We start from the raw sequence: 25,227 nt of genomic DNA on the forward strand, positions 1-25,227 counted from the left end.
TCTTCATTTTTATCGCCCACACTGCGTGCGAAAGCATTTCGCGGTGTTTCCTGGCGACCGTATATCGAGAAAGAGTCGATCCACCAAGTCGGACATTTAGTTTCCGAACGTAGGCTTTTTCCTAAATTTTTCGTCGAAATCACTCGTTCAAAAAATAACCAACCTACGCTGTAATGGCCGGTTCACGGCACTTATGCCTGCCGAAATGTCGTATTCGAACCGGTTGGGACGCCAGTTTCATTTAAAAAAGCTCATGCCGATTCGGCATAGGGTAGGCGTTTACGGCATTAGACGGCGCAACCTTGCATCGGAATAGTTGCGCCTTTTTTCGCCTGCCGGAGAGCCGTAAACACGCGCTTCGGGGCACCTTATACGGAGGCAGATGCACAGACTTTTCCGCTGATGAGCGTTCCAGTTCCTGCATGTGCCTGAGTCAAACGCAAGTAAGGGTAAAGATAATGAAGAAGGCAAAGCTTAGCCTCGCCTGGCAGATCCTCATCGGTCTGGTATTGGGAATTGCAATCGGTGCGTTGCTCAACCACTTCAGTGCCGAAAAGGCCTGGTGGATCAGCAATGTCCTGCAACCGGCAGGCGATATCTTTATCCGTCTGATCAAAATGATCGTGATCCCGATCGTTATCTCTTCCCTGATCGTCGGCATCGCCGGCGTGGGCGACGCCAAGAAGCTCGGGCGCATCGGCCTGAAGACCATCATCTACTTCGAAATCGTCACCACCATCGCCATCGTTGTCGGCCTGCTGCTGGCCAACCTGTTCCACCCGGGTGCCGGCATCGACATGAGCACCCTGGGCACTGTGGACATCTCCAAGTACCAGGCGACCGCCGCCGAAGTGCAGCATGAACACGCGTTCATCGAGACCATCCTCAACCTGATCCCGTCGAACATCTTCGCGGCCATGGCCCGCGGCGAGATGCTGCCGATCATCTTCTTTTCCGTACTGTTCGGTCTCGGTCTGTCGAGCCTGCAGTCTGACCTGCGCGAGCCGCTGGTGAAGATGTTCCAGGGCGTCTCGGAAAGCATGTTCAAAGTCACCCACATGATCATGAACTACGCCCCGATCGGCGTATTCGCCCTGATCGCGGTGACCGTGGCCAACTTCGGTTTCGCCTCGCTGCTGCCGCTGGCCAAGCTGGTGATCCTGGTTTACGTCGCCATCGCTTTCTTCGCCTTCGTGATTCTGGGCCTGATCGCCAAGATGTTCGGTTTCTCGGTGATCAAGCTGATGCGCATCTTCAAGGATGAGCTGGTGCTGGCTTACTCCACCGCTTCCTCGGAAACCGTGCTGCCACGGGTGATCGAGAAGATGGAAGCCTACGGCGCACCGAAAGCCATCTGCAGCTTCGTAGTACCGACCGGCTACTCGTTCAACCTCGACGGCTCGACCCTGTACCAGTCCATCGCGGCGATCTTCATCGCTCAGCTGTACGGCATCGACCTGTCCATCAGCCAGCAACTGCTGCTGGTCCTGACCCTGATGGTTACCTCCAAAGGTATCGCCGGCGTACCGGGCGTGTCCTTCGTGGTATTGCTGGCCACTCTGGGCAGCGTCGGCATTCCACTGGAAGGCCTGGCGTTCATCGCCGGTGTCGACCGTGTGATGGACATGGCGCGTACCGCCCTGAACGTGATCGGCAACGCCCTCGCCGTACTGGTCATCGCCCGTTGGGAAGGCATGTACGACGACGCCAAGGGCCAGCGCTACTGGAACTCGCTGCCGCACTGGCGCAGCAAGGAAAAACTGCCGGCCGGTGAAATCTCCAAAAACTGATGCAACACCCTGTGGGAGCTGGCTTGCCAGCGATGAGGTGCGCACATTCAACATATTCGCTGAATGAACACCGCCATCGCGGGCAAGTCGAGTCGTCGCACCGCCGCTCCCACAGTGGTTGATGCAAGCCTTACCAACAAACCCCGGAGAAATCCGGGGTTTGTCGTTTCTGGCAGCCCCGCTATCATTCGCCGCATCTTCCGGGGGATTTGACTGATGCTTAATGGCCTGTGGCTTGGCTTCTTCGTCGTGGCAGCCGTTTCGGCGCTGGGGCAATGGCTGATCGGCGGCAACGCCGGGATCTTCGCGGCGATGGTGGAAAGCATTTTTGCCATGGCCAAGCTATCGGTCGAAGTCATGGTGCTGCTGTTCGGCACGCTGACCCTGTGGCTGGGTTTCCTGCGCATTGCCGAAAAGGCCGGCATCGTTGAATGGCTGGCCAAAGTGCTCGGGCCACTGTTCCTGCGGCTGATGCCGGAAGTTCCAGCCGGACATCCCGCGCTGGGCCTGATCACCCTGAACTTCGCCGCCAACGGCCTGGGCCTGGACAATGCCGCCACGCCGATCGGCCTCAAAGCCATGAAGGCGCTGCAAGAGCTCAACCCCAGCTCGACCATCGCCAGCAACGCGCAAATCCTGTTCCTCGTGCTCAACGCGTCGTCCCTGACCCTGTTGCCAGTGACGATCTTCATGTACCGCGCCCAGCAAGGCGCGCCGGACCCGACGCTGGTGTTCCTGCCGATCCTGCTGGCCACCAGTTGCTCGACCATCGTCGGCTTCCTGTCGGTGGCGTTCATGCAGCGCCTGCGGGTCTGGGACCCGGTGGTGCTGGCTTACCTGATTCCCGGCGCGCTGATCCTCGGCGGCTTCATGGCGTTGCTCGCGACAATGTCGGCCACCGCGCTGGCGGGGCTGTCGTCGATCCTCGGCAACCTGACGCTGTTCGGCCTGATCATGCTGTTCCTGATGATCGGCGCCTTGCGCAAGGTGAAGGTCTACGAGGCCTTCGTCGAAGGTGCGAAGGAAGGTTTCGACGTGGCCAAGAACCTGCTGCCGTATCTGGTGGCGATGCTCTGCGCGATCGGCGTATTGCGCGCATCGGGCGCGCTGGACTTCGGCCTCGACGGCATCCGCCATCTGGTGGAGTGGGCAGGGTGGGACACGCGCTTCGTCGATGCGCTGCCGACTGCGATGGTCAAACCGTTCTCCGGCAGCGCCGCCCGGGCGATGCTGATCGAGACGATGAAGACCTCGGGCGTGGACAGCTTCCCGGCACTGGTGGCCGCAACGATCCAGGGCAGCACCGAAACCACGTTCTACGTATTGGCGGTGTACTTCGGCGCGGTGGGCATCCAGCGCGCCCGGCATGCCGTGGGTTGTGCGCTGCTGGCCGAACTCGCGGGCGTGCTCGGCGCTATCGGTGTCTGCTACTGGTTCTTCGGTTAAGCCTCAAGGCCGGGCAGGTGGGGCAACCTTCTGCCCTTGCTCCACCGCCCACGCCACCACCTTCGCGGTTAGACGATCACTGGCCTGCCCGAATCCGGCCACCACCGCCGGAACCTTCACATCACTGAGCGGCTGACGCTCTTCAAAGCGGCGACTGGCGAGAATCCGCTGGTCGTAACCGCGCACCAGCAACGCATCGACACGCACCACCACGCTGGCCTGTGTGCCCTGATACTCGGTCTGAAACGCCTGCAGGCTGCCGCCCAGTTCCAGGTCTGCCTGGAAATTGCTGTCGTCGGTGCTCAACAGCGATACTCGGCCATCGCGCTGAAAACCATCGAGCAAGCGGTTACGCACCAGCACCGGCGCCGGATCGCTCCAGCGCGAGGCCTTGTAGCTGCTGATCACATCGCCCTGAGGAATCACCGCGATGCTTGGTCGGTTCAGCGCTTCGCTGGCCTGCAGTTTGTTCAGGCGCAGCGACCAGTGCTGCGTAGATGCCGAACCGGCCGAGGCGGGCGCCTGTGCGGCCGGCAAACGGTAGACGTCCAGCGGTTCGGACTTGGGCAGGATCGAGCACGCGCCGATCAGCGTGAAGCCGGCGAGGAGGGCGAGGCGAGTCAGCTTCATGGCGTGAACTCCTTGTTCTTGTCACTGCCCAGCAGGTAACCGCTGGGGTTGGCCTCCAGGCGTTGGGAAATGGCGCGCAGCGAGTTCAGGGTCTCGCGCAGTTCGCGGATCGCCGGGGCCAGGCCGTTGAGGCCCTGCATGCCGCTGTCGAGGGAATTCTGATTCTTGCTGAGCAGGCCGTTGATGGTGACGCTGCTTTGCTCCAGGGATTTCATCGCCTGTTCGGCACTGCCGAGCGCCTGTTTACCCTGATCGTTGAGCAGGCCGTTGGCGTTGCGCATCAGCGCGGACGTCTGTTCGAGCATGTTGCCCGCCTGTTTGCCCACCGTCGCCAGTTGCTGCATGGCCTGACGCAGGTCGCCGCGCTGATCGTTGATCGAGCCGGTGGTCTGCTCCAGATGCTCGAGGGTCTTGCTCACGCGCTCGATGTTGTCGGCAGAGAACATCTGATTGGCATTACTGAGCAACGTCGTGACCCCGCTCATCAAATCGTTGCTGTCGCTGAGCAGCCGCGAAATGGGCGAGGGCGAGGCGACGATGGTCGGCAGGTTGCCGTCATGGCCCTTGAGTTTCGGACTTTGCGGCGTGCCTCCGCTGAGCTGGATGATCGAGGTGCCGGTGATCCCGGCCAAGGCCAGTTTGGCCTCGGTGTCTTCCTTGACCGGCGTGTCGCCGGCCAGGCGAATGCGTGCCAGCACTCGACGCGGGTCCTTCGGGTCGAGGCGCAGGCTGACCACGTCGCCGACCTTGATCCCGCTGTACTGCACCGGACTGCCCCGGGACAGACCGCTGACCGCCTCGTTGAAGACGACTTCGTAATCCTTGAACTCGGTATCGACACTGGACTTGGCCAGCCACAGGCCGAAGAGCAGGGCGCCTGCCACCACAATCACCGTGAACAGGCCGATCAGTACATGATGGGCTCGGGTTTCCATGTCAGACCTCGTTGAGCTGTGTGGCGGCGTCCAGCGCCGAGCGGCCGCGAGGGCCGTGGAAATATTCGTGAATCCAAGCGTCGTCGGTTTCCGAGACCACGTCGATGGGGCCCGCCACCAGCACTTTCTTCTGCGCCAGTACCGCGACGCGGTCGGTGATGGTGTAGAGCGTGTCGAGGTCGTGGGTCACCAGAAACACGCTCAGGCCCAGCGCGTCGCGCAGGGTCAGGATCAATTGGTCGAACTGCGCCGCGCCAATCGGATCGAGGCCGGCGGTGGGTTCGTCGAGAAACAGGATGTCCGGATCCAGCGCCAGCGCCCGGGCCAGCGCCGCGCGCTTGATCATCCCACCGGACAGTGAGGCCGGGTACTTGTCCGCCGCCGACAGCGGCAGCCCGGCCAGCGCCAGCTTCACTGCCGCCAGATGCTCGGCGTCGTCGCGGCTGAGCCCGGCGTGTTCGATGAGGGGCAGGGCGACGTTCTCGGTGACGGTCAGCGACGAGAACAGCGCGCCCTTCTGGAACAGCACACCGAAGCGCCGCTCGATCAGCGAACGCTCATGCTCCGCCAGGCTCGGCAGGTTCTGGCCGAACACCTTGACCATGCCTTCGCTGGGCCGGCGCAGGCCGACGATGCTGCGCAGCAGCACCGATTTACCGCTGCCGGAACCGCCGACCACGGCCAGGATCTCGCCTTTGTACAAGTCGAGGTCGAGGTTCTCGTGCACGCTCTGGTGGCCGAAGCGATTGCACAGGCCACGAACTTCGATCACCGCCTCGGAGGGCGCGCGGGGTAGACGACTCACCAGCCCATCTCCATGAAGAACAACGCGGCGACCGCATCGAGCACGATCACCACGAAAATCGATTGCACCACGCTGGAGGTGGTGTGGGCGCCGACCGATTCGGCGCTGCCGCTGACCTTGAAGCCTTCCAGACAGCCGATGGCGGCGATCAGGAACGCAAAGATCGGGGCTTTGACCAGGCCCACCAGGAAATGTTGAATCCCTATGTCGCTTTGCAGCAGCGACAGGAACATCGCCGGCGAGATATCCAGCGACACCGCGCAGACCACCGCGCCGCCGACAATCCCGCAGATCATCGCCAGAAAGGTCAGCATCGGCAGCGCCACCAGCAGCGCCAGCACCCGCGGCACCACCAGCAATTCCATGGGATCGAGGCCGAGGGTGCGAATCGCGTCGATTTCCTCGTTGGCCTTCATCGAGCCGATCTGCGCGGTGAAGGCACTGGCCGTACGACCGGCCATCAGGATCGCTGTGAGCAACACACCGAACTCGCGCAGGAAGGCGAAGCCGACCAGATCCACGGTGAACACGCTGGCGCCGAAACTGGCCAGTACCGTCGCCCCGAGGAACGCCACCACGGCCCCCACCAGAAAGGTCAGCAACGCCACGATGGGCGCGGCGTCGAGGCCGGTCTGTTCGATGTGCGCAATCATCGGCGTGATCCGCCAGCGCTTGGGGCGGAACAGGCTGCGGGCGATGGTTTCGAGGATCAGGCCGACGAAGCCGAGCAATTGCAGGGTGTCCTGCCAGACCGTGTCGACGGCCCGACCGATGCGCGTCAGCAGTTGCACGCTGACGCTGATTTCCGGTTCCTTGATCGGCACGCAGAAGTCGGTCAGCGAGCGATACACGGTTTGCAGCAAGGCGCGGTCGGCGCTGGAAATCGTGCAGTCGGGGTGTTCGGCGGATTTGCCCAGCCGCTCGGAGCCGAGCAGTTCCACCAGCAGCGACGCGCCGGCGGTGTCGAGGGCGCCGAGGCCGTTGAGATCGATGGGAGTGTTGGCGTCGTACTGGCCGTGGAGCGTTTCGCTCAGTTGCTTGAGCTCGGCGTAATGGGCAAGCGTCCAGTCCCCGGTCACCCGCAGGCGGGCAGGGGTGATCGAGGTGTCCAGGCGGGCACTGCCGGTCGTTGGGCTGCTGGTCATAAGCTCCGTGCTTGTTCGGCTTTTGAGACGAACCTACGTAATAGCACGAACCCGGTTACTTTTCTTTGGTCGGTGTGCTGTCCGTGACCTTGAAGCGCAGCACGCCGATCACCTGTCCGTCCTCGGTCAACACCCGCACCTGCCACTTGCCCGCCGGGTTGCCGGGGAAATTCTGTTTGTGGGTCCAGGCCCGGTAGCCTTCCTTGCGCCCGCCGTGAATGTCGAGGGCGATGCGGTCGACCTCTTTGCCGTTGAACTGCCAGACGTGATAAATCCGCTCATCGAGCCCGCGCGGCGCGTTGATCGCGGTGTAGGCGTAGAGCCCGCCGCCACGAATCTGTTCGGCGCTGACTTCCTTGAGGCTGGCGCCCGGAACCCGGTCCTGCACCTGGGTGCTGATCGCCACGTCGGTCATCCACAGCGTCGCTGGCGGCACCCATGAACGCAGGACCCAGCCCACGCCGCCGATCCCGATGGTGATGCTGAGGATCGCCAGCGCGTTGCGCACGGTGCGGATCGGGAAGATCGACGCCAGGCTCGGGAACGACAACACCACCGCAATCCCCAGCGCCCATTTGAAGCTCTGCGAAGTGGTCAGGTGCATGATCACCGGCAGCGCCGTGAGCAGAGCGGCGAACAGTGTCAGGGTGTGCAGCGCGAGGAACGCCCAGCGCCGTGGCGCCAGCCACTTGTAGTAGAGCGGGTCGACGATCGAGATCAGCGCCGCGATGCACAGCAGCCCGGTGAAAAACAGCTGGCCGCTGTTCCAGGTGGTGGTGATGAAGAAGAACGGCAGGACGAAAAACAGGCTTTCCTGGTGGATCATCTGCGTCGCGTAACGCAGCAGCGGCTGGGGGATTTCCCGTTTGAAGATCCGCGTGAACAGTTTGGTCAGGCTGTTTTCCAGCATCAGCCAGATCCAGCTCAGCAGCATGATCGTGGTGATCCAGCTCGCCAGCCCCTGTTGCCGGTCGACCAGAATGAAGCTGCCGACCCCGGAGATGAAACCACCGAGCGCAATGACCCCGGGGTAGCGCTTCATCAGTTCGAGAATGCGCTGGATCAGGAGGGTCAATTTAGACATGGGGGCGGTTCACGACTGGATAGGAAAAAAACCTCGACAGAGTACCGCCCGCCGGGCCCCGTGGCGAGGCTGCCGGTCAGTCTGGATCCACGGGCTTGCGCCGATGCAGGCGCCAGCCCAGCAGAATCAGCACCAGCACGCCCAATCCGCCCGCCAGCAGCCACAACACCTGATCGTCGCTGAGCAGCGGTTTCTCGATCCGCAGATAGCCCGGTTGCAGCAGCAACTCGCGCATGGCCTTGTTCGCCGCCTCCAGCGTCACGCCTTGCAGCTCCCGCGCAGGATCGGCAAAGCGGCCATCCTCGTAGTCGCCCAGCGCGCTCCAGTAGTAATCGGCCAGGGCGCTGGTGCCTTGCACGGCCCAGGCCTGGTGGGCGATGGCGGCTTGTTTCAAGCGATTGAAGGTGTCGGCATCGAGGCCGTTTTTCAGCAGGTCGGCCTTGAGGTCTTCCAGCACCTGTTCGGCTTCGGCGATGTCACCGCGATCCAGGTCGGCGTTGAGGCTCATGAAGCCGACGCCACCGAACACCTCGCGTTCGGCCCACGGCCCGTAGGACAAACCGTGGTTCAGGCGCAATTGGCGGTACAGCGCCCACTCCAGGTATTCCTTGAGCAGGTCGAAGGTTTCGTCGTACTGATCGTCCAGCACCGGCTCCGGCACCAGCCAGTGCAGCTTGGCGCTGTTGCCGATGAAGCCGCGAGTGATCGTGCGTTCGTGGGCGGCGCTGGCGCGGATGTCCGGCAACGGACGGTGTTCGCTCGGATCGACCGCTTCCAGCGTGCCCCACGCCCGTTCCAGATAGGCCGGCAGCAGTTTGTCGAGGTCACCGACGACGATCAGGGTCATGTTGTTCGGCGCGTACCAGGCCTTGCGCACCTTATCCAGCTGCTCGCGGGTCAGGCCATCGACTTCGGCCCGCTGCGGGCATTTCAGGCCCAGCTCGACCGCCAGTTGATTGCTCGCGGTGTGGCCCAGGTCCTGCCGGTCGAGAAAGCGTTGCAACCGGGTGTAATGGCCGCCGTCCTCGCGCTCGACCACCCGCTTGGCAGCGTTGATCGCGTTGTCGTCGAAGCGGGTCTGGGTCAGCAGAGCCAGCAGCAGGTCGAGGACCTTGCGCTGGTTTTTCGCCGGGGCTTCGATGACGAACGTGGTGTCGGCGTTGCTGGTGAAGGCATTCCAGTCACCGCCGAGGGCCTGCATGCGCTCTTCGAGGCCACCTTCACCGGTGGCGTCGATACCGCTGAACAGCAAGTGTTCGAGCAGATGCGGCAGCTCTTTTTCATTGCAGTCGAAATCGTCCAGACCGACGCCGATCACCAGCCGGATCGCCACGTGCCCACGTTCGGTGCCGGGCTTGAGCAGCAATTGCAGACCGTTGGGCAGCGCATAGCCTTCGACCTGAAAACGATCCAGGGCGAAGGCGGGCAGGGAACCGAGCAGCAGACAGGCGAACAACAGGCAACGCATAACGAGCTTCCATACGGCTGAATTGGAGATCCGTGTCGTCAGTCCGGGCCCCATCACTGCGATGCGGCGACCCGACAAGCCAGCTCCCACAAGGATTGGCGGCGCTCACAAAACCCTGTGGGAGCTGGCTTGCCAGCGAAGGGGGCCTCAAGACTGAACTATGAGTTACTGACTGACCACAACCCCAGACGTTCAAGGCGAATGCGTGATGTCCGCCATATCGTCCGCCGCCAGCGCGCCGGTATCGGAAGTTTCCAGCACCACATAGGCGCTGCTGCAGAACAGCGAGCTCAGGCGTTTCATGTCGGCAATCAACTCCAGGTGCAATGAACTGGTCTCGATACTCTGCACGATCTTGCGTTGCAATCGGCTGACATGGGCATGGGCCAGACGCCGCTCCTGGGCGCGAAAGCGCCGTTTCTCGCGCAGCAACTGGCGGGCGCTCTCCTTGTCGCCGCTGAGGAACACCGATAGCCCGAGCCGCAGGTTGGCAATTAATTGCTGGTGCAGGCCGGCCAGTTCTTCCAGTCCGTCCTCGGAAAAAGACCGGCGTTGCGAAGTCTTCTGCTGCTGCACTTTACGCAGCATGCGTTCGATCAGGTCGCTGGCGAGTTTGAGGTTGATCGCCAGCTCGATGATCTCCGCCCAGCGCCGACTGTCCTGTTCGCCGAGATCCTCGCGGGGCATCTGCGCCAGATACAGCTTGATCGCGCTGTACAGCGCTTCGACGTCATCGGTCAGCTTGCGCATTTCCTGGGTGACGGCGGTCTGCTTGCCGCGCAGCACGTCGAGGGTCGCGTCGAGCATGTTGTCGATCAGGTCGCCCATGCGCAGGGTTTCCCGGGCGGCGTTGGCCAGCGCCAGACTCGGCGTGACCAGCGCGGTGGGATCAAGGTGACGGGGCTTGGCGGTGCCATTGACCTCGGGGCGCTCCGGCAGCAGCCAGGCACACAGCCGCGCCATCGGGCCGACGCTCGGGAGCAGGATCAGGCAGCGCGCGGTGTTGTAGAGCAGATGGAAGCCGATGACCATTTCCTGAGGGCTGAAATCCAGGCTGTCGATCCAGTGCACCAGCGGGTCGAGCACCGGGATGATCAGCAGCAGCCCGATCAGTTTGTACAGCAGGCTGCCCAGCGCCACCTGCCGGCCGGCGGCGTTCTGCATGCTGGTGCTCATGAACGCCAGCACACCACTGCCGATGTTGGCGCCAATCACCAGACCGATCGCCACCGGCAGACTGATCACCGCAGCGCCGGCGAGCGTCGCGGTCAGCAGCACAGCCGCCAGGCTGGAATAGGAAATCATCGCGAACAGCGCACCGACCAGGGCGTCAAGCAGGATATCGCCGGTCAGCGAGGCGAAAATTACCTTCACCCCTTGGGCATGGGTGATCGGCGCGGCGGCCTCGACGATCAGTTGCAGCGCCAGAATGATCAGCCCAAGCCCAATGGACACCCGGCCCATCTGCCCGAGCCGCGTCTGTTTGCGCGACAGAAAGAAAATCACCCCGATAAAAATCAGCAGCGGCGACAGCCACGACAGGTCGAACGTCAGCACCCGCGCCATCAGCGCCGTACCGACGTCGGCGCCGAGCATGGTCGCCAGGGCCGGTGTCAACGCCATCAGGCCCTGACCGACAAAGGACGTCACGAGCATGGCGGTGGCGTTGCTGCTCTGCACCATCGCAGTGACAACGATGCCGGCGACAAAGGCCAGCCAGCGCCTGGACATGTTCTGGCCGATCACGTGGCGCAGATTGGTGCCGTACACCCGCAGGATGCCGGTTCGAACGATATGCGTGCCCCAGATCAGCAGGGCCACGGCAGACAGCAAATTGAGCAGGGTGAGCATGCAGACCCCCTGTAATGGCAGCGCCCCAGAGGGGCAAGTGGACGGTACCGCGCAATTTCTACGTTCTGATACTTAAGCTGTAGTTGGCTAACGGTCTGGGCGCCAGCATTGCACAGCTAAAGCGGGGATTGAAACAAAAGTGTCATGAAAACAGGTTCATGCGGCCATGAAAAAAGGGCCCGGAGGCCCTTCGATCTGTTGCGCAGCGTTCGGGTTACTGACCCGGAATATCCTTGCGCAGTTTCACCGGATCCTGCTGTTTGCGTTTTTTCGCGATGGCGGTGCGCATCTTGATGTTGATCGCTTCGACCGCCAGCGAGAACGCCATGGCGAAATAGACGTAGCCTTTCGGTACATGCACGTCGAACGATTCGGCAATCAGCACGGTACCGACCACCAGCAGGAACGACAGCGCGAGCATTTTCAGCGACGGGTGCTTGTCGATGAATTCGCTGATCTTGCCCGAGGCCGCCATCATCACCAGCACCGCCACGATGATCGCCGCGACCATCACCGGTACGTGGGACACCATGCCGACGGCGGTGATCACCGAGTCCAGCGAGAACACGATGTCGATGATCGCGATCTGGATGATGGTGTAGAGGAAGTTGCCGCCCTTGCCCGAAGGCTCGTCGTCGCTTTCGTCTTCACCTTCCAGTGCGTGGTACATCTCCTGGGAGCTTTTCCACAGCAGGAACAGGCCACCGAAGAACAGGATCAGATCGCGACCGGAAATGCCCTGGCCGAACACTTCGAACAGGTCGGCGGTGAGGCGCATGACCCAGGTGATCGACAGCAGCAACAGGATCCGCGTGATCATGGCCAGGCCAAGACCGAAGATCCGGGTGCGCTGCTGCATGTGTTTGGGCATGCGGCTGACCAGGATCGAAATCATGATGATGTTATCGATGCCCAGAACGATTTCCAGGGCGGTCAGGGTGAAGAAGGCAACCCAGATCTCAGGGTTGGTCAGCCATTCCATGTGTATTCCTTTGAGCGAGTGTTAAACCAGGACGCCAGCAATCAGCTGGCGTCCGGGTGAGTTTGGTGCCGTTACAACGTGCTGAACAGCGGGAAAGTCCCCAACAGCAAGGCTGCGACCAGTATGCACAGGCAGACCAGCACTGCCCACTTCAGGGTGAAACGCTGATGATCGCCGAACTCGATCCCCGCCAGTGCCACCAGCAGGTATGTCGACGGCACCAGGGGGCTCAGCAGGTGAACCGGCTGGCCGACGATCGAAGCGCGGGCCATTTCCACTGCGGTAATGCCGTAATGGCTGGCCGCTTCGGACAACACCGGCAACACACCGTAGTAGAACGCGTCGTTCGACATGAAGAACGTGAACGGCATGCTCACCAGCGCCGTGATCACCGCCAGGTACGGGCCGAGGAAATCAGGGATCACCGCCAGCAGGCTTTTCGACATGGCATCGACCATGCCGGTGCCCGACAGGATACCGGTGAAAATGCCCGCCGCGAAGATCAGACTGACCACCGACAGCACGCTACCGGCGTGGGCCGCGACACGATCCTTCTGCATTTGCAGGCAAGGATAGTTGACGATCATGGCAATACTGAACGCCACCATGAACAGCACCGGCAGCGGCAGCAGGCCGGCGATCAGGGTGCACATCAGGGCCAGGGTCAGCAGGCCGTTGAACCAGATCAGTTTCGGACGACGGGCATCCGGGAATTGCGAGACGCTGATTTCGCTGTGATCGATTTCGTCGCCGATCAGGTGCAGCTCACCCAGACGCGCACGCTCACGTTTGCCGTAGAAGTAGGCAATGATCAGGATCGCTACCACACCGGCAGCCATCGCCGGGATCATCGGTACGAAGATGTCCGACGGGTCCACGTGCAGCGCACTGGCGGCACGGGCGGTCGGGCCACCCCATGGGGTCATGTTCATCACGCCGCCGGCGAGGATGATCAGACCGGCCATGATCCGCGGGCTCATGCCGATGCGGCTGTACAGCGGCAGCATCGCGGCCACGCAGATCATGTATGTGGTCGCGCCGTCACCATCGAGGGAAACGACGAGCGCCAGTACGGCGGTGCCGACCGAAACTTTCAGCGGGTCGCCCTTGACCAGTTTGAGGATCTTGCGCACGGCCGGGTCAAACAGGCCGGAGTCGATCATCAGGGCGAAATACAGAATCGCGAACATCAGCATCACGCCGGTCGGCGCAAGCTTGGTAATACCTTCGAGCATCATCGGGCCGATCTTCGGCGCGAAACCACCGAACAGGGCGAACAGGATCGGGATGATGATCAGAGCGATCAGCGCAGACAGGCGCTTGGTCATGATCAGGAACATGAACGTGATGACCATGGCGAAGCCAAGGAAAGTCAGCATGGGAATACTCCAGGCGTAGCGCGGCTAGGTAAGTGAGCGGATCGGGCGGGATCAGCGCAGAACGGGAAGCACGAGGCGTACGGGCGGAGTTGCAGCGAAGAGGCGGGTTGCAGAGGACATCAGAATCACCATTGTTGTTGTTAATTGGGCCTGTCGTGCGAGCAATCACACGCGTTGGCCAACCGGTCTGTTGCCGGCAGTGGGGGCGATCCTAATCGGGGAACCTTTCAGCTACCTTTCGCGCAAGAAAGCTCTGGGCGAACGGCCAACCGGCCGTCGGATGCGGGCTAGAGTCAATGAACACGGGAAGCGGAGGGCAGGGCGATGACTGACTTGCACAGCGGTGGCTGCCATTGCGGACATATCCGCTATCAGTTCAGCGGAGCGTTGCACGACATCGCCCATTGTCATTGTTCGATCTGTCGAAAGGTCAGCGGCGGCATCGTCACCACCTGGATCACGTTGCCGGCGGCGAACTTCCAGTGGCTGACAGGGAAACCTTCGCGCTACGACTCCTCGACGAGTTGCGCACGGTTCTTCTGTCCGAACTGCGGGGCACAACTGGCGCTGGTGACGTTGCTCAGCCCCGAGAGCATCGATCTGACCATCGCCACGCTGGATCACCCGGAGCGGGCCGCCGCCGAGCGGCACATTTGGACCGACAGCCAGTTGCCATGGCTGCACCTGGACGAGCATTTGCCTGGCGAACCCGAAGAAACCATCTGATTAAAAAATAGACAGATCCAGCGGCCGCATCGCGCCCATCCAGATCGCGTGTTCGGTGTGATCGAGCAAGTCATCGCCGGTGTCCGGGTGCAGGAACACCACCAAACCCTTGCGATTGAGCGCCAGCCACGGCAGCACGTCGCCGATCAGCTCCGGGCCGAAGGCCAGCTGGCAGCTCCAGTCCGGGTGCGGGCCCACCGGGCGTTCGTGCATGCGGCCCATCTTCAATGGAAACAGCGCTGCTGCCTGCTCACAAAGCGCCCGCGCCTGTTTGATCGTGCTGGCGTCGTAATAAACGTGGGCGTGATAACCCTTGATCGTCTGCATCGCAAACCCTCTGAATCGGTTCGAACCCTCGCCGTTGACCGTATGTCACACGCCATACAAGGGAAAACAAAAGGGAACTCAGCCATGAAAAATGCCGAAACCCCGGCGGTGAAAGTGGTGCTCTATGGTGCCATGAGTAGCCTGGGCAGTGCGTTGATGGCTGAACTGCTGCGTCGCCAGCACGAAGTCATCGCGATCCTCGACGATCTGACGGCGCTCGCCCCACGGCCGGGGCTGCGCACCAAAAGCGGCGATCTGCTCGATGCCGAGCGGGTCAACCAGAGCGTGGCCGGCAGCTCGGCAGTGATCTGCCTGCTCAATGCGCCGGGCTTGCCGCTGAGCAGTGATCATGTCGAGAAATCCGTGGTGTTGGGGCCGGTGGAGCAGGTGCTGGCAGTGGATGCGCTGATCGATGGACTGCACGCGGCGAACGTCTCGCGGCTGTTTGTCATCGGCGAATTCGAAGCCCTGGACGATCCGGAAAATGCCGACCCGTTGCAACGCCACGCCGCTCAAGAGGTACGCGAAGCCCTGCAAAGCAGCCCGCTGCACTGGACGCTGGTGAATGCACCGCGCAGCGTGGCCGGGCTGACGATCGAGCATTTCAGTCAGGTCGGCCGCACGCTTGAACCGGGTCTGGCCGAACCGCTGGAGCGCCTGAACCGGGTGGCGGTGGGCATTGCCGATGAGCTGCGGCTGAATTTGCATCTGCGTCAGCACGTGGATTTTGTTGCTGCTTCCTGATCCGTTACACCGCAATCGACGGCAGCGGAAGTCCGGCCAAGGATTCGGCGCTGCTCGCCTGTTCGGCCATCAGCCAATCCACAAACGTCTGGATCAACGCGCCCCGGCGTTTGCGTTGCGGCAGCACCACGTAATAACCGAGGCGCGACAGGGTGGTTTCGGCTATCGGTCGGCACAACAAACCCTGGGTGAGCAAGTTATCCACAAGGTGCCGCCAGCCAATTGCCACGCCCTGACCGCCAATCGCCGCTTGAATCAACAAAGTGTAATTGTCGAAGCGCAACTGGCCCGGGGCTGGCGGCGCGCTGATGTTCAGCGCGCGGAACAGACCGCTCCAGTCGAACCAGTTGCTGCTGTTTTCCCCGCGCAGGTGCAGCAGCGGAAACTCCATCAATGCCTGGGCCGGCAAGGGCAGCGGGCGATCCTTGAGCAGTTGCGGGCTGCACACCGGAAACACTTCTTCGCTGAACAACCAGTGACTTTCGCCCTGTTTGAAGCGACCGTCGCCGAATAGCACGGCAACGTCGATATCCGGGCGCAGCATGTTGTGATTGCGCTCGCTGGTGACCAGGCTCACGTCCACCTGTGGATAAGCTTCATGGAAGCGGTGCAGGCGCGGCATCAGCCAATACGCAGCGAAGGCGAAATCGGTGGCGACCTGCAGTACTTCATGTTGCTGCTGCGTGCTGATCGCGCCTAATCCTGCGTCGATATTCTGCAAACCGAGGGTAACTTGCTCGAACAGGATCGATCCGACCTCGGTCAGTTCGATGCCCCGGTAGATGCGGTCGAACAGCCGCGTTCCGAGCTGTTCCTCCAGCCGTTTGATCTGCTGACTGATCGCCGGTTGCGTCGTACCAAGCTCCACCGCCGCAGCGGTGAAACTACGATGACGGGCCGCCGCCTCGAAGGCGCGCAGCAGATCCAGCGACAAATCACCGAGGGCTTCATACATAAGCTGTGCTTATCCTAGTCATTGTCCGGCGCGGGCTTTACTGGATATTGCGTGGAATCCATGCTCGATCGCAGCAATGTCGCATAAATATTCACTATGGAATGCCGCGATCACATGAAGCGCAAGAACATTCTTTTCATCATGGCCGATCAAATGGCCGCGCCAATGTTGCCGTTCTACGGCCCGTCGCCAATCAAACTGCCGAATCTCAGCCGCCTCGCCGAACAAGGCGTGGTGTTCGATGCCGCGTACTGCAACAGCCCGCTGTGCGCACCGTCGCGTTTTACCTTGGTCAGCGGGCAGTTGCCGAGCAAGATCGGCGCCTACGACAACGCCGCCGATTTCCCCGCCGACATTCCCACCTACGCCCATTACCTGCGCCGCCTCGGTTACCGCACCGCGCTCTCCGGCAAGATGCACTTCTGCGGCCCCGATCAACTGCACGGTTACGAAGAGCGACTGACTAGTGATATCTACCCGGCCGACTACGGCTGGGCGGTGAACTGGGATGAGCCCGACGTGCGGCCGAGCTGGTATCACAACATGTCTTCGGTGTTGCAGGCTGGGCCGTGCGTGCGCACCAACCAGCTCGACTTCGACGAAGAGGTGGTGTTCAAGGCTCAGCAATATCTGTTCGACCATATTCGCGAGGATGGCGACCAGCCGTTCTGCCTGACCGTGTCGATGACTCACCCGCACGATCCGTACACGATTCCCAAGGCATTCTGGGATTTGTACGACGATGCGGATATCCCGCTTCCGACGACGCCGGATCAGCATTCACTCGATCCGCATTCCCAGCGTTTGCTCAAGGTCTACGACCTTTGGGACAAGCCGCTACCTGTGGATAAGATTCGCGACGCGCGCCGTGCCTACTTCGGTGCTTGCAGCTATATCGACGCCAACGTCGGCAAACTTCTGCAAACCCTCGAAGATTGCGGGCTGATGGATGACACCGTCATCGTGTTTTCCGGTGACCATGGCGACATGCTCGGCGACAAGGGCCTCTGGTACAAAATGCACTGGTACGAAATGGCCGCTCGCGTGCCCCTGTTGATAAGTGCACCCGGTCAGTTCAAATCGGGCCGTGTCAGCGCTGCAGTCTCCACCGCCGACCTGTTGCCGACCTTCGTCGAGCTGGCGGGCGGCAGCCTGGAACCGAATCTGCCGCTGGACGGCCGCTCGCTGGTTCCGCACCTGAACGGGCAGGGCGGTCACGACGAAGTGTTCGGTGAATACATGGCCGAAGGCACCGTCAGCCCGCTGATGATGATCCGGCGTGGCGCCTACAAATTTATCTACAGCGAAACCGACCCTTGCCTACTCTTCGATGTGGATAACGATCCACGCGAGCAGGAAGAACTCAGCCAATCGCCACAACATCGCCAACTGTTCGACGATTTTCTCGCCGAAGCGCGGGCCAAGTGGGACATCCCGGCAATCCACCGCGAAGTCCTCGAGAGCCAACGCCGTCGGCGTTTCGTCGCCGAGGCGCTGACGATCGGCAAACTGAAGAGCTGGGATCACCAGCCGCTGGTGGACGCCAGTCAGCAATACATGCGCAACCACATCGACCTCGATGACCTGGAGCGCAAGGCCCGTTATCCACAACCCTGCCAAAACCAATAACGTTAAGGGGAAGTCCATGGTCAAGTTATCCACAGTCGTGACGGTCAGTCTGCTGGCACTGGGCAGCGCATCCGCGTTCGCCGAGAGCTGCGACACGGTGAAAATGGCCGATCCCGGCTGGAGCGACATCGCCGCGACCAACGCCATCACCGGGTTTCTGCTCGATGGCATGGGCTACAAGGCCAAGGTCGACACCCTCGCGGTGCCGATCACCTTCGGCGGCTTGAAGGATGGACAGGTCGACGTGTTCCTCGGCAACTGGATGCCGGCGCAGCAGGGCTTCTACGACAAGTTCGTCGCCACGGGTGACGTCACGCAACTGGCGAAGAACCTCGACGGCACCGAATTCACCCTGGCCGTGCCGGATTACGTGTGGGACGCGGGTGTGCATAACTTTGCCGACCTGAATAAGTACGCCGATAAATTCGAGAAGAAGATCTACGGCATCGGCTCCGGCGCGCCGGCGAACATCTCGCTGCAAGAGATCATCAAGAAGAACGACTTCGACCTGGGCCAGTGGAAGCTGATCGAGTCCAGCGAACAGGCGATGCTGGCCGAAGTCTCGCGGGCGGTGAAGAAACAGAAATTCGTCACCTTCCTCGGCTGGACCCCGCACCCGATGAACGTGCAGCTGAAAATGCATTACCTCAAGGGCGGCGAGAAATACTTCGGCGACACCGGCAGCGTCTACACCCTGACCCGCAAGGGTTACGCCGAAGCCTGTCCGAATGTGGGTAAATTGCTGACCAATCTTGCGTTCACTCAGGAGATGGAGAACAGCATCATGGCCGAGGTGGTGAACAAGAAGGTCAGCAATGCGGAGGCGGCGAAGGCTTGGATCAAGGCGAATCCGGCGGTGTTGGACAAGTGGCTTGATGGTGTGAAGACCGTGGACGGCAAAGATGCGTTGGCGGCCGTTAAGTCCAAACTGTAACTGCGCGGGCCGATCGTTCCCACACTCTGCGTGGGAATGTCGCAATGGACGCTCCGCGTCCCGGGCTGCGTACAATGCGCAAAATTTCACCCGCGAGGATCCATGACCCTCCCCAGCCGTCGCTCACTTTTCCCCTTCCTGACCTGGCTGCCCCGGCAGACCCGCGCCAGCGTCGGGCGGGACCTGGTCGTCGGGCTCAGCGGGGCGATTCTCGCGTTGCCCCAGTCGATTGCCTACGCCCTGATCGCCGGTCTCCCACCGGAATACGGGCTCTACGCCGCCATCGTTCCGGTGTTGATCGCCTGCCTGTGGGGTTCGTCGTGGCATCTGATCTGCGGGCCGACGGCAGCGATTTCGATTGTGCTGTTCGCCAGTGTCAGTCCGTTGGCCGTGCCTGCGTCACAGGACTACATCACCCTGATCCTGCTGCTGACCTTCCTTGCCGGAATTTTCCAGTGGCTGCTCGGCCTGTTGCGCTTCGGCGCGCTGGTGAATTTCGTCTCACATTCCGTAGTGCTGGGTTTCACCCTCGGCGCGGCAGTGGTGATCGCCATCGGTCAATTGCCGAACCTGCTGGGACTGGATCTGCCAGCCAAAGCGACGGCACTGACCAGCCTGATGGATCTGCTGCGCCACCTCGGGGCTGTGGATAAACCGTCACTGGTCCTCGGGGTGGCGACGGTGGTGGTCGGCGCGTTGCTCAAACAATGGCTGCCACGCTGGCCGACGCTGTTGATGACCTTGGTCCTCGGCAGTCTGGTGGTGTGGCTGTGGCCGGCGATGTTCGGCCATGTTCAACTGGTCAGCGCGTTTGTCGGGCGCCTGCCGCCGTTCAGCGGATTGCCGCTGGATATGGACCTGATCCTGCGCCTGCTGCCCAGCGCCGTGGCGGTGGGCATGCTCGGGCTGGTCACCAGCCTGTCGATTGCCCGTTCAATTTCCGCACGCTCGCAACAGCTGCTCGACGCCAACCAGGAAGTCCGCGCGCAGGGTCTTTCGAACATTGTCGGGGCGTTCTTTTCGGGATCGTTGTCCGCCGGCTCGTTCACCCGTTCCGGGCTGAGTTATGAGGCCGGGGCCTGCTCGCCGCTGGCCGGGGTGTTCTCGGCGTTGTGGGTGGCGTTGTTCGCGATTTTCGGTGCCGGGCTGATCGCGCACATTCCGATTCCGGCCATGGCCGGCAGCATTCTGCTGATCGCCTGGGGACTGGTGGATCATCGCGGCATTCGCGCGCTGTTGCGGGTCAGCCGGGCGGAATTCGTGGTGATGAGCCTGACCTGCGTTGCCACGTTGCTGCTGGAGTTGCAGACGGCCATCTATGCCGGCGTGCTGGCCTCGCTGTTTTTCTACCTCAAGCGCACTTCTCAGCCGAGAGTGCAGCACTGGCGCGATGGCGAAGACGATGTGTTGCGGGTCGGCGGGTCGATCTTTTTCGGCGCCAGCCACTATCTGCAAGTGCGCTTGCAACGGATGCATGGCGCGCGGGTGGTGATCGAGGCGCAACAGATCAACTTCATCGACTATTCAGGCGTGGAAATGCTCCATCAGGAAGCCCGGCGCCTGTTGCGCCAGGATCGCAGCTTGACCTTGCGTCAGGCGCGACCGCAGGTGGTGGAGGAATTGCGCAAGCTCGAAGGGCCGGAGAAGTGCCCGATCCGATTTGAGGATTGATCTGATATTCAGTGTCGACTTCCATCGCTGGCAAGCCAGCTCCCACCAGGATCAGCTGAGTCCCTGTGGGAGCTGGCTTGCCAGCGATGCTTTTAAAGTGCCAGTTGGCGGCGTAGCTCAGCCAGCACTGGCGCCGTGTCGGGACGCACGCCACGCCACAGGAAAAACGCCTCGGCAGCCTGCTCCGCCAGCATCCCCAAGCCATCCATCACCACGCCTGCGCCGTGCTCGCTGGCCCAACGGCAGAACGCGGTCGGTTCCTTGCCATACATCATGTCGTAGCACAGGGTTTTGCCGGGCTCGATCAGGCTTGGGGCAATCGGCGGCACGTCGCCGGTGAGGCTGGCAGACGTGGCGTTGATGATCACGTCCACCGGCTCGCGCAACCAGTCGTAACCACTGGCCGACACCGGTCCCAGATCGCAGAACAGTTCGGCCAGCAGCTCGGCCTTGTCCACTGTGCGGTTGGCGATGATCACCGAGGCCGGTTTTTCCGCCAGCAACGGCTCCAGCGCACCGCGCACCGCGCCACCGGCGCCAAGCAGCAGAATGCGTTTGCCGGTGAGGCTGAACCCGGCGTTGACCGTCAGGTCCCGCACCAGCCCGGCGCCGTCGGTGTTATCGCCGAGCAGGCTGCCGTCAGCCAGTTTGCTCAGAGTGTTCACCGCACCCGCGCGTTCGGCGCGGGCGGTCAGGCTGTTGGCCAGGCGATAAGCATCTTCCTTGAACGGCACGGTCACGTTGGCACCGCGACCTTCCTGGAAAAACGCCGTGGCGCAGCCGGAAAAATCGTCGAGCGGCGCCAGCAGGGTGCTGTAGTCGAGGCTTTGCCCGGTCTGTTCGGCGAACAGTTTGTGAATCATCGGCGACTTGCTGTGGCCGATCGGGTTACCGAAAACGACGTAACGATCCATCAGAAGTCCTCAGGCCTGGGCCAGCCAGTCGCGGTCTTGCAGGAAGTACTCGGTCAGGCGCGCTTCTTCGCTGCCCGGCTCGGCTTTCCAGTCGTAGGCCCAGCGCACTTGCGGCGGCAGCGACATCAGGATCGACTCGGTACGCCCGCCCGATTGCAGGCCGAACAGGGTGCCACGGTCGTAAACCAGGTTGAATTCGACGTAGCGGCCACGGCGGAATTCCTGGAACTCGCGCTGTTTGGCGGTGAAGGCGTCGTTCTTGCGGCGCTGCAAGATCGGCAGGTAAGCGTCGATGTACGCATCGCCGATGGCGCGCATGAAGGCGAAACTGGTGTCGAAATCCCACTCGTTCAGGTCATCGAAAAACAGGCCGCCGATGCCGCGCGGTTCGTGGCGATGCTTGATGTGGAAGTAGGTGTCGCACCAGGCCTTGTAGCGCGGGTAGACGTCCGGGCCGAACGGCGCGCAAGCCTGCTCTGCGACGCGGTGCCAATGGATGCAGTCTTCTTCGTTGCCGTAATACGGGGTCAGGTCAAAGCCACCGCCGAACCACCAGACCGGCTCTTCACCTTCCTTCTCGGCGATGAAAAAACGCACGTTGGCGTGGGACGTCGGTACATGCGGATTGTGCGGGTGGATCACCAGCGACACGCCGAGGGCTTCGAAACCACGCCCGGCCAGCTCCGGCCGATGGGCGCTGGCAGACGGTGGCAAACCGCTGCCGAAGACATGGGAAAAGTTGACGCCGCCCTTTTCGATCACAGTGCCGTTCTCGATCACCCGGGTCCGACCGCCACCGCCGGCTGGACGGGTCCAGGCGTCTTCGACGAAGCGCGTGCCGCCGTCTTCAGTTTCCAGCGCGGCGCAGATGCGGTCTTGCAGGTCGAGCAGATAGGCCTTTACGGCGTCGGTGCGGGTCGTCATGGCTTCACCTTGGATCGGGCGGAACTGCGCGGCGCCCCGCGCAAATGGGCGCGTAGCATACCATCGCAAACCGGCACGCCGCAGTTGACGAAGATCAAGCATGAGCGTTCGATAGGGACCTTCCCGAATGACCCAAGGAGTAGGCAGATGGCCAAGCGAATCCAGTTCCGCGCCCACGGCGGCCCCGAAGTGCTCGAGTACGTTGACTATCAACCGGCCGAACCCGGTCCGCAGCAGGTTCGCGTGAGCAACAAGGCCATCGGCCTGAACTTCATCGACACCTACTACCGCAGCGGTCTGTACGCGCCACCGGCGTTGCCGTCGGGCGTGGGTGCGGAAGGCGCCGGCATTGTCGAGGCGGTGGGCAGCGAGGTCACGCGGTTCAAGGTCGGTGATCGTGTGGCGTACGGCAGCGGCCCGTTGGGCGCGTACAGCGACGTCCACGTTCTGCCGGAAGCGAATCTGGTGCACCTGCCGGACGTCATCAGCTTCGAAACCGCCGCCGGCGTGATGCTCAAGGGCCTGACCGTGCAGTACCTGCTGCGCCAGACCTATGAACTCAAGGGTGGCGAAACCATTCTGTTCCACGCGGCGGCCGGCGGTGTCGGCCTGCTTGCCTGCCAATGGGCCAAGGCCCTGGGCGTGAAGCTGATCGGCACCGTCAGCTCGAAAGCCAAAGCCGATCTGGCCAAGGCCCATGGCGCTTGGGAAACCATCGACTACAGCCACGAAAATGTCGCCCAACGGGTGCTGGAATTGACCGACGGGAAAAAAGTCCCGGTGGTCTACGACGGCGTCGGCAAGGACACCTGGCCGGCGTCGCTGGACAGCGTGGCGCCCCGTGGCCTGTTGGTGAGCTTCGGCAACGCCTCGGGTGCGGTGGACGGGGTGAACCTGGGGATTCTGGCGGCGAAAGGTTCGCTGTACGTCACCCGGCCGACCCTGGCGACCTACGCCAACAACGCCGAGAACCTGCAGCGCATGGCGGATGAGCTGTTCGGGATGATCACCAGCGGCAAGCTGAAAGTGGACATCAGCCAGCGTTATCCACTGGCTGACGCGGCGAAAGCGCAAACCGAGCTGTCGGCGCGGCGCACGACAGGTTCGACTGTTTTACTGCCTTAAGGCGTCATCGCCGGCAAGCCGGCGATTGAAGGCACCCGGCCTCAGGCCGGGCGCACGATATTGCCGGTGGCCAGATCCCGAATCAGACTCGGGTTCTTGCGACCGCCAAGCGCTCCGCCGAGCACCAGATCGACCTGACCACGGAAATACTGCTCGACCCGCAAGCGCGTGCGCGCTGCCGGCCGCCCTTGCGGATTGGCCGACGTCGAAATCAACGGTCCCACCAGCGAGCACAGATCCCGCACCTGCGGATGATCGCTGACCCGCAGCGCCACGGTGTCATGCACCCCGGTCACCCACTCCGGCAGCAGGTTCTGGTGCGGCACCAGCCAGGTGTTCGGGCCCGGCCAGGTGCTGGCCATGCGGTCGATCCAGTCCTGGGGGAAATCCTCGAACAGAAAATCGAACTGACGAATGTTGTCGGCGACCAGGATCAACCCCTTGTCCACCGAACGGTTCTTGATCGCCAACAGACGATCCACCGCTTCTTCATTCCAAGGATCGCACCCCAGCCCCCAGACGGCTTCGGTTGGATAGGCAATCACCGCCCCGGCGCGAATCTCTCGTGCGGCTTGTTGCACACGCCAACTGTTGACCATGAAAAACTCTCCGCAAACAGGTTTCGCGCAGTTTACCGATCTTCAATGTAAAACCTAGCTTGCGCGTGCAAACCAGCGGCCGTTTTCGCAAACGGCGCGGCCATCCATCTCCAGTTCGGTCAATGCCGCCAGCACTTTGGGCAATGCCCAGCCACTGCTGTCGGAGAGGCCCTCGCTGGTGTGCGGCGCGGCGTGCAACAGATCCAGCAGAGGGTGATCGGGATCCGGCGCGGAGGCGGACAGCGGCAACTGCTGCCAGCCGCGCAGGGCTTCGAGAATATGCTCAATGGTTTCCACCAAAACGGCTCCGTCACGGATCAGTTGATGACAGCCGCGAGCGCCTGGGTGATGAATTGAACCCGGAATGGCGTACACCTCGCGCCCCTGTTCCGCCGCCAGCCGCGCGGTGATCAACGAACCGCTGGCCACGCTGGCCTCGACCACCAGCACGCCGAGGGACAAGCCGCTGATGATCCGATTGCGTCTTGGGAAGTTGCTGGCCGCCGGCCCGGTGTCCAGAGGGAATTCCGAAACCACCGCACTGCCGGACGCAATCATCACGTCCGCCAACCGCCGATTGCGCTGTGGATAAAAGTTTTCCAGGCCAGTACCCAGCACGCCGACCGTCTGCCCGCCGACGTCGACAGCGGCTTGATGCGCCGCCGCATCGATGCCCAGCGCCAGACCGCTGGTGATAACGAACCCGGCCCCGGCGAGGCTGCGGGAAAACGCAGTGGCGGTGTCCATGCCAGGGCGTGAAGCACGTCGACTGCCGACCATCGCCAGTTGCGGTTTTTCCAGAATCCGCGGGTCGCCAGCGACAAACAGCAGGGGCGGCGGGTCGGGAATCTGCGCCAGCAAGGCCGGGTAATCCGGGTGATCCCACATCAGCAAATGTTGACCCGCACGCTCTAGCCAGCGCAATGCGTGGCTGGCGCCGTCGCGAACTTCAGGACAGCGCCGGGCCTCGGCACAAGCCGCCGGCAAACCCAACGAGCGCCAGGCGCTGGCCGGCGCGCTGATTGCCTTGGAGGCAGAGCCGAAGGCTTCGAGCAGTTTGGCAAAACGTTTGGGACCGACTTCCGGCAAGCGGTGCAGGCGCAGGCGCGCTTCCAGTTCCGCCGGGGAAACCGACGCAGAGACAGGCATCATCATGGATCATCC

At 62.1% G+C, this 25,227-nt stretch carries 23 protein-coding genes; 8 read left to right on the top strand and 15 right to left on the bottom strand.

The genetic code is table 11. From position 1 onward, the window contains the following. Positions 1 to 458 precede the first annotated feature (458 nt). Positions 459 to 1,790, top strand: a complete 1,332-nt coding sequence (gltP, locus tag AWU82_RS21290) for a glutamate/aspartate:proton symporter GltP (protein WP_064379587.1) — start codon at positions 459 to 461, stop codon at positions 1,788 to 1,790. Between the two features lie 216 nt (positions 1,791 to 2,006). Beyond that, positions 2,007 to 3,236 carry a spore maturation protein gene (locus AWU82_RS21295; RefSeq protein WP_064379589.1) on the top strand — a complete coding sequence of 410 codons (1,230 nt, stop codon included), beginning with the start codon at positions 2,007 to 2,009 and terminating at the stop codon, positions 3,234 to 3,236. Between the two features lie 3 nt (positions 3,237 to 3,239). Here AWU82_RS21295 and AWU82_RS21300 read toward each other — a convergent pair whose 3' ends face one another. From AWU82_RS21300 to AWU82_RS21340, 9 genes are all read right to left on the bottom strand, one after another. Continuing rightward, complete coding sequence (locus AWU82_RS21300) at positions 3,240 to 3,866, bottom strand: ABC-type transport auxiliary lipoprotein family protein (RefSeq protein WP_064379590.1); 627 nt, start codon at positions 3,864 to 3,866, stop codon at positions 3,240 to 3,242. Further along, the gene (locus AWU82_RS21305; RefSeq protein WP_064379592.1) at positions 3,863 to 4,801 is read right to left on the bottom strand and encodes an MlaD family protein; all 939 of its coding nucleotides are present in this window, start codon (positions 4,799 to 4,801) and stop codon (positions 3,863 to 3,865) included. The genes AWU82_RS21300 and AWU82_RS21305 overlap by 4 nt, the downstream gene beginning before the upstream one ends. A 1-nt stretch (position 4,802) precedes the next feature. Beyond that, positions 4,803 to 5,606, bottom strand: a complete 804-nt coding sequence (locus AWU82_RS21310; protein WP_064379593.1) for an ABC transporter ATP-binding protein — start codon at positions 5,604 to 5,606, stop codon at positions 4,803 to 4,805. Further along, on the bottom strand, positions 5,603 to 6,751 hold the full coding sequence (locus AWU82_RS21315) for an ABC transporter permease (RefSeq protein ID WP_064379597.1): 1,149 nt from the start codon (positions 6,749 to 6,751) through the stop codon (positions 5,603 to 5,605). The genes AWU82_RS21310 and AWU82_RS21315 overlap by 4 nt, the downstream gene beginning before the upstream one ends. A gap of 55 nt (positions 6,752 to 6,806) precedes the next feature. Beyond that, positions 6,807 to 7,835 carry a DUF5924 family protein gene (locus AWU82_RS21320; protein WP_064379598.1) on the bottom strand — a complete coding sequence of 343 codons (1,029 nt, stop codon included), beginning with the start codon at positions 7,833 to 7,835 and terminating at the stop codon, positions 6,807 to 6,809. A gap of 76 nt (positions 7,836 to 7,911) precedes the next feature. Continuing rightward, the gene (locus AWU82_RS21325; RefSeq protein ID WP_064379600.1) at positions 7,912 to 9,303 is read right to left on the bottom strand and encodes a M16 family metallopeptidase; all 1,392 of its coding nucleotides are present in this window, start codon (positions 9,301 to 9,303) and stop codon (positions 7,912 to 7,914) included. A gap of 192 nt (positions 9,304 to 9,495) precedes the next feature. Next, complete coding sequence (locus tag AWU82_RS21330) at positions 9,496 to 11,154, bottom strand: Na/Pi cotransporter family protein (RefSeq protein WP_064379601.1); 1,659 nt, start codon at positions 11,152 to 11,154, stop codon at positions 9,496 to 9,498. Between the two features lie 214 nt (positions 11,155 to 11,368). After that, entirely contained in the window at positions 11,369 to 12,136 is a 768-nt protein-coding gene (locus tag AWU82_RS21335; protein ID WP_011331759.1) for a TerC family protein, read from the bottom strand. A gap of 71 nt (positions 12,137 to 12,207) precedes the next feature. Then, on the bottom strand, positions 12,208 to 13,515 hold the full coding sequence (locus AWU82_RS21340) for a CitMHS family transporter (RefSeq protein WP_007954069.1): 1,308 nt from the start codon (positions 13,513 to 13,515) through the stop codon (positions 12,208 to 12,210). Between the two features lie 324 nt (positions 13,516 to 13,839). Here AWU82_RS21340 and AWU82_RS21345 point away from each other — a divergent pair, with 324 nt between their 5' ends. After that, positions 13,840 to 14,241, top strand: coding sequence for a GFA family protein (locus tag AWU82_RS21345; protein ID WP_064379603.1), 402 nt, complete (start codon positions 13,840 to 13,842; stop codon positions 14,239 to 14,241). Here the strand turns inward: AWU82_RS21345 and AWU82_RS21350 are convergent, their stop codons facing one another. Then, positions 14,242 to 14,568, bottom strand: coding sequence for a DOPA 4,5-dioxygenase family protein (locus AWU82_RS21350; RefSeq protein ID WP_064379605.1), 327 nt, complete (start codon positions 14,566 to 14,568; stop codon positions 14,242 to 14,244). An 84-nt stretch (positions 14,569 to 14,652) separates the two neighbouring features. Here AWU82_RS21350 and AWU82_RS21355 point away from each other — a divergent pair, with 84 nt between their 5' ends. Further along, on the top strand, positions 14,653 to 15,312 hold the full coding sequence (locus AWU82_RS21355; RefSeq protein ID WP_064379607.1) for an NAD(P)-dependent oxidoreductase: 660 nt from the start codon (positions 14,653 to 14,655) through the stop codon (positions 15,310 to 15,312). 4 nt (positions 15,313 to 15,316) lie between these two features. Here the strand turns inward: AWU82_RS21355 and AWU82_RS21360 are convergent, their stop codons facing one another. Next, on the bottom strand, positions 15,317 to 16,267 hold the full coding sequence (locus tag AWU82_RS21360; protein WP_064379609.1) for a choline sulfate utilization transcriptional regulator: 951 nt from the start codon (positions 16,265 to 16,267) through the stop codon (positions 15,317 to 15,319). A gap of 114 nt (positions 16,268 to 16,381) precedes the next feature. On the opposite strand from AWU82_RS21360, the gene betC reads away from it, so the two are divergent. The 3 genes from betC to AWU82_RS21375 all read left to right on the top strand — a co-directional run bounded on the left by betC (position 16,382) and on the right by AWU82_RS21375 (position 20,501). Then, positions 16,382 to 17,896 (top strand): choline-sulfatase, encoded by a 1,515-nt coding sequence (betC, locus tag AWU82_RS21365; protein ID WP_064379611.1) that lies wholly within the window; start codon positions 16,382 to 16,384, stop codon positions 17,894 to 17,896. Positions 17,897 to 17,912: 16 nt separating this feature from the next. Continuing rightward, a complete protein-coding gene (choX, locus tag AWU82_RS21370; RefSeq protein ID WP_064379612.1) occupies positions 17,913 to 18,830 on the top strand; it encodes a choline ABC transporter substrate-binding protein in 918 nt (305 codons plus the stop codon). 102 nt (positions 18,831 to 18,932) lie between these two features. After that, positions 18,933 to 20,501 (top strand): SulP family inorganic anion transporter, encoded by a 1,569-nt coding sequence (locus tag AWU82_RS21375; RefSeq protein ID WP_064379614.1) that lies wholly within the window; start codon positions 18,933 to 18,935, stop codon positions 20,499 to 20,501. A 92-nt stretch (positions 20,502 to 20,593) separates the two neighbouring features. Here the strand turns inward: AWU82_RS21375 and aroE are convergent, their stop codons facing one another. Further along, the gene (gene aroE, locus AWU82_RS21380) at positions 20,594 to 21,415 is read right to left on the bottom strand and encodes a shikimate dehydrogenase (RefSeq protein WP_064379616.1); all 822 of its coding nucleotides are present in this window, start codon (positions 21,413 to 21,415) and stop codon (positions 20,594 to 20,596) included. Positions 21,416 to 21,424: 9 nt separating this feature from the next. Continuing rightward, a complete protein-coding gene (gene hemF / locus AWU82_RS21385) occupies positions 21,425 to 22,339 on the bottom strand; it encodes an oxygen-dependent coproporphyrinogen oxidase (protein WP_064384048.1) in 915 nt (304 codons plus the stop codon). A gap of 147 nt (positions 22,340 to 22,486) precedes the next feature. On the opposite strand from hemF, the gene AWU82_RS21390 reads away from it, so the two are divergent. Then, positions 22,487 to 23,464: an NADPH:quinone reductase gene (locus AWU82_RS21390; RefSeq protein ID WP_064379618.1), complete on the top strand. Its 978-nt coding sequence runs from the start codon at positions 22,487 to 22,489 to the stop codon at positions 23,462 to 23,464. Positions 23,465 to 23,505: 41 nt separating this feature from the next. Here the strand turns inward: AWU82_RS21390 and tsaC are convergent, their stop codons facing one another. Next, a complete protein-coding gene (gene tsaC, locus AWU82_RS21395) occupies positions 23,506 to 24,063 on the bottom strand; it encodes an L-threonylcarbamoyladenylate synthase type 1 TsaC (protein ID WP_011331748.1) in 558 nt (185 codons plus the stop codon). A 54-nt stretch (positions 24,064 to 24,117) separates the two neighbouring features. Beyond that, positions 24,118 to 25,218 carry a DNA-processing protein DprA gene (gene dprA, locus AWU82_RS21400; RefSeq protein WP_064379619.1) on the bottom strand — a complete coding sequence of 367 codons (1,101 nt, stop codon included), beginning with the start codon at positions 25,216 to 25,218 and terminating at the stop codon, positions 24,118 to 24,120. Positions 25,219 to 25,227 lie beyond the last annotated feature (9 nt).

Origin of the sequence: Pseudomonas glycinae (assembly GCF_001594225.2) — a bacterium.
Classification (GTDB): domain Bacteria; phylum Pseudomonadota; class Gammaproteobacteria; order Pseudomonadales; family Pseudomonadaceae; genus Aquipseudomonas; species Aquipseudomonas glycinae.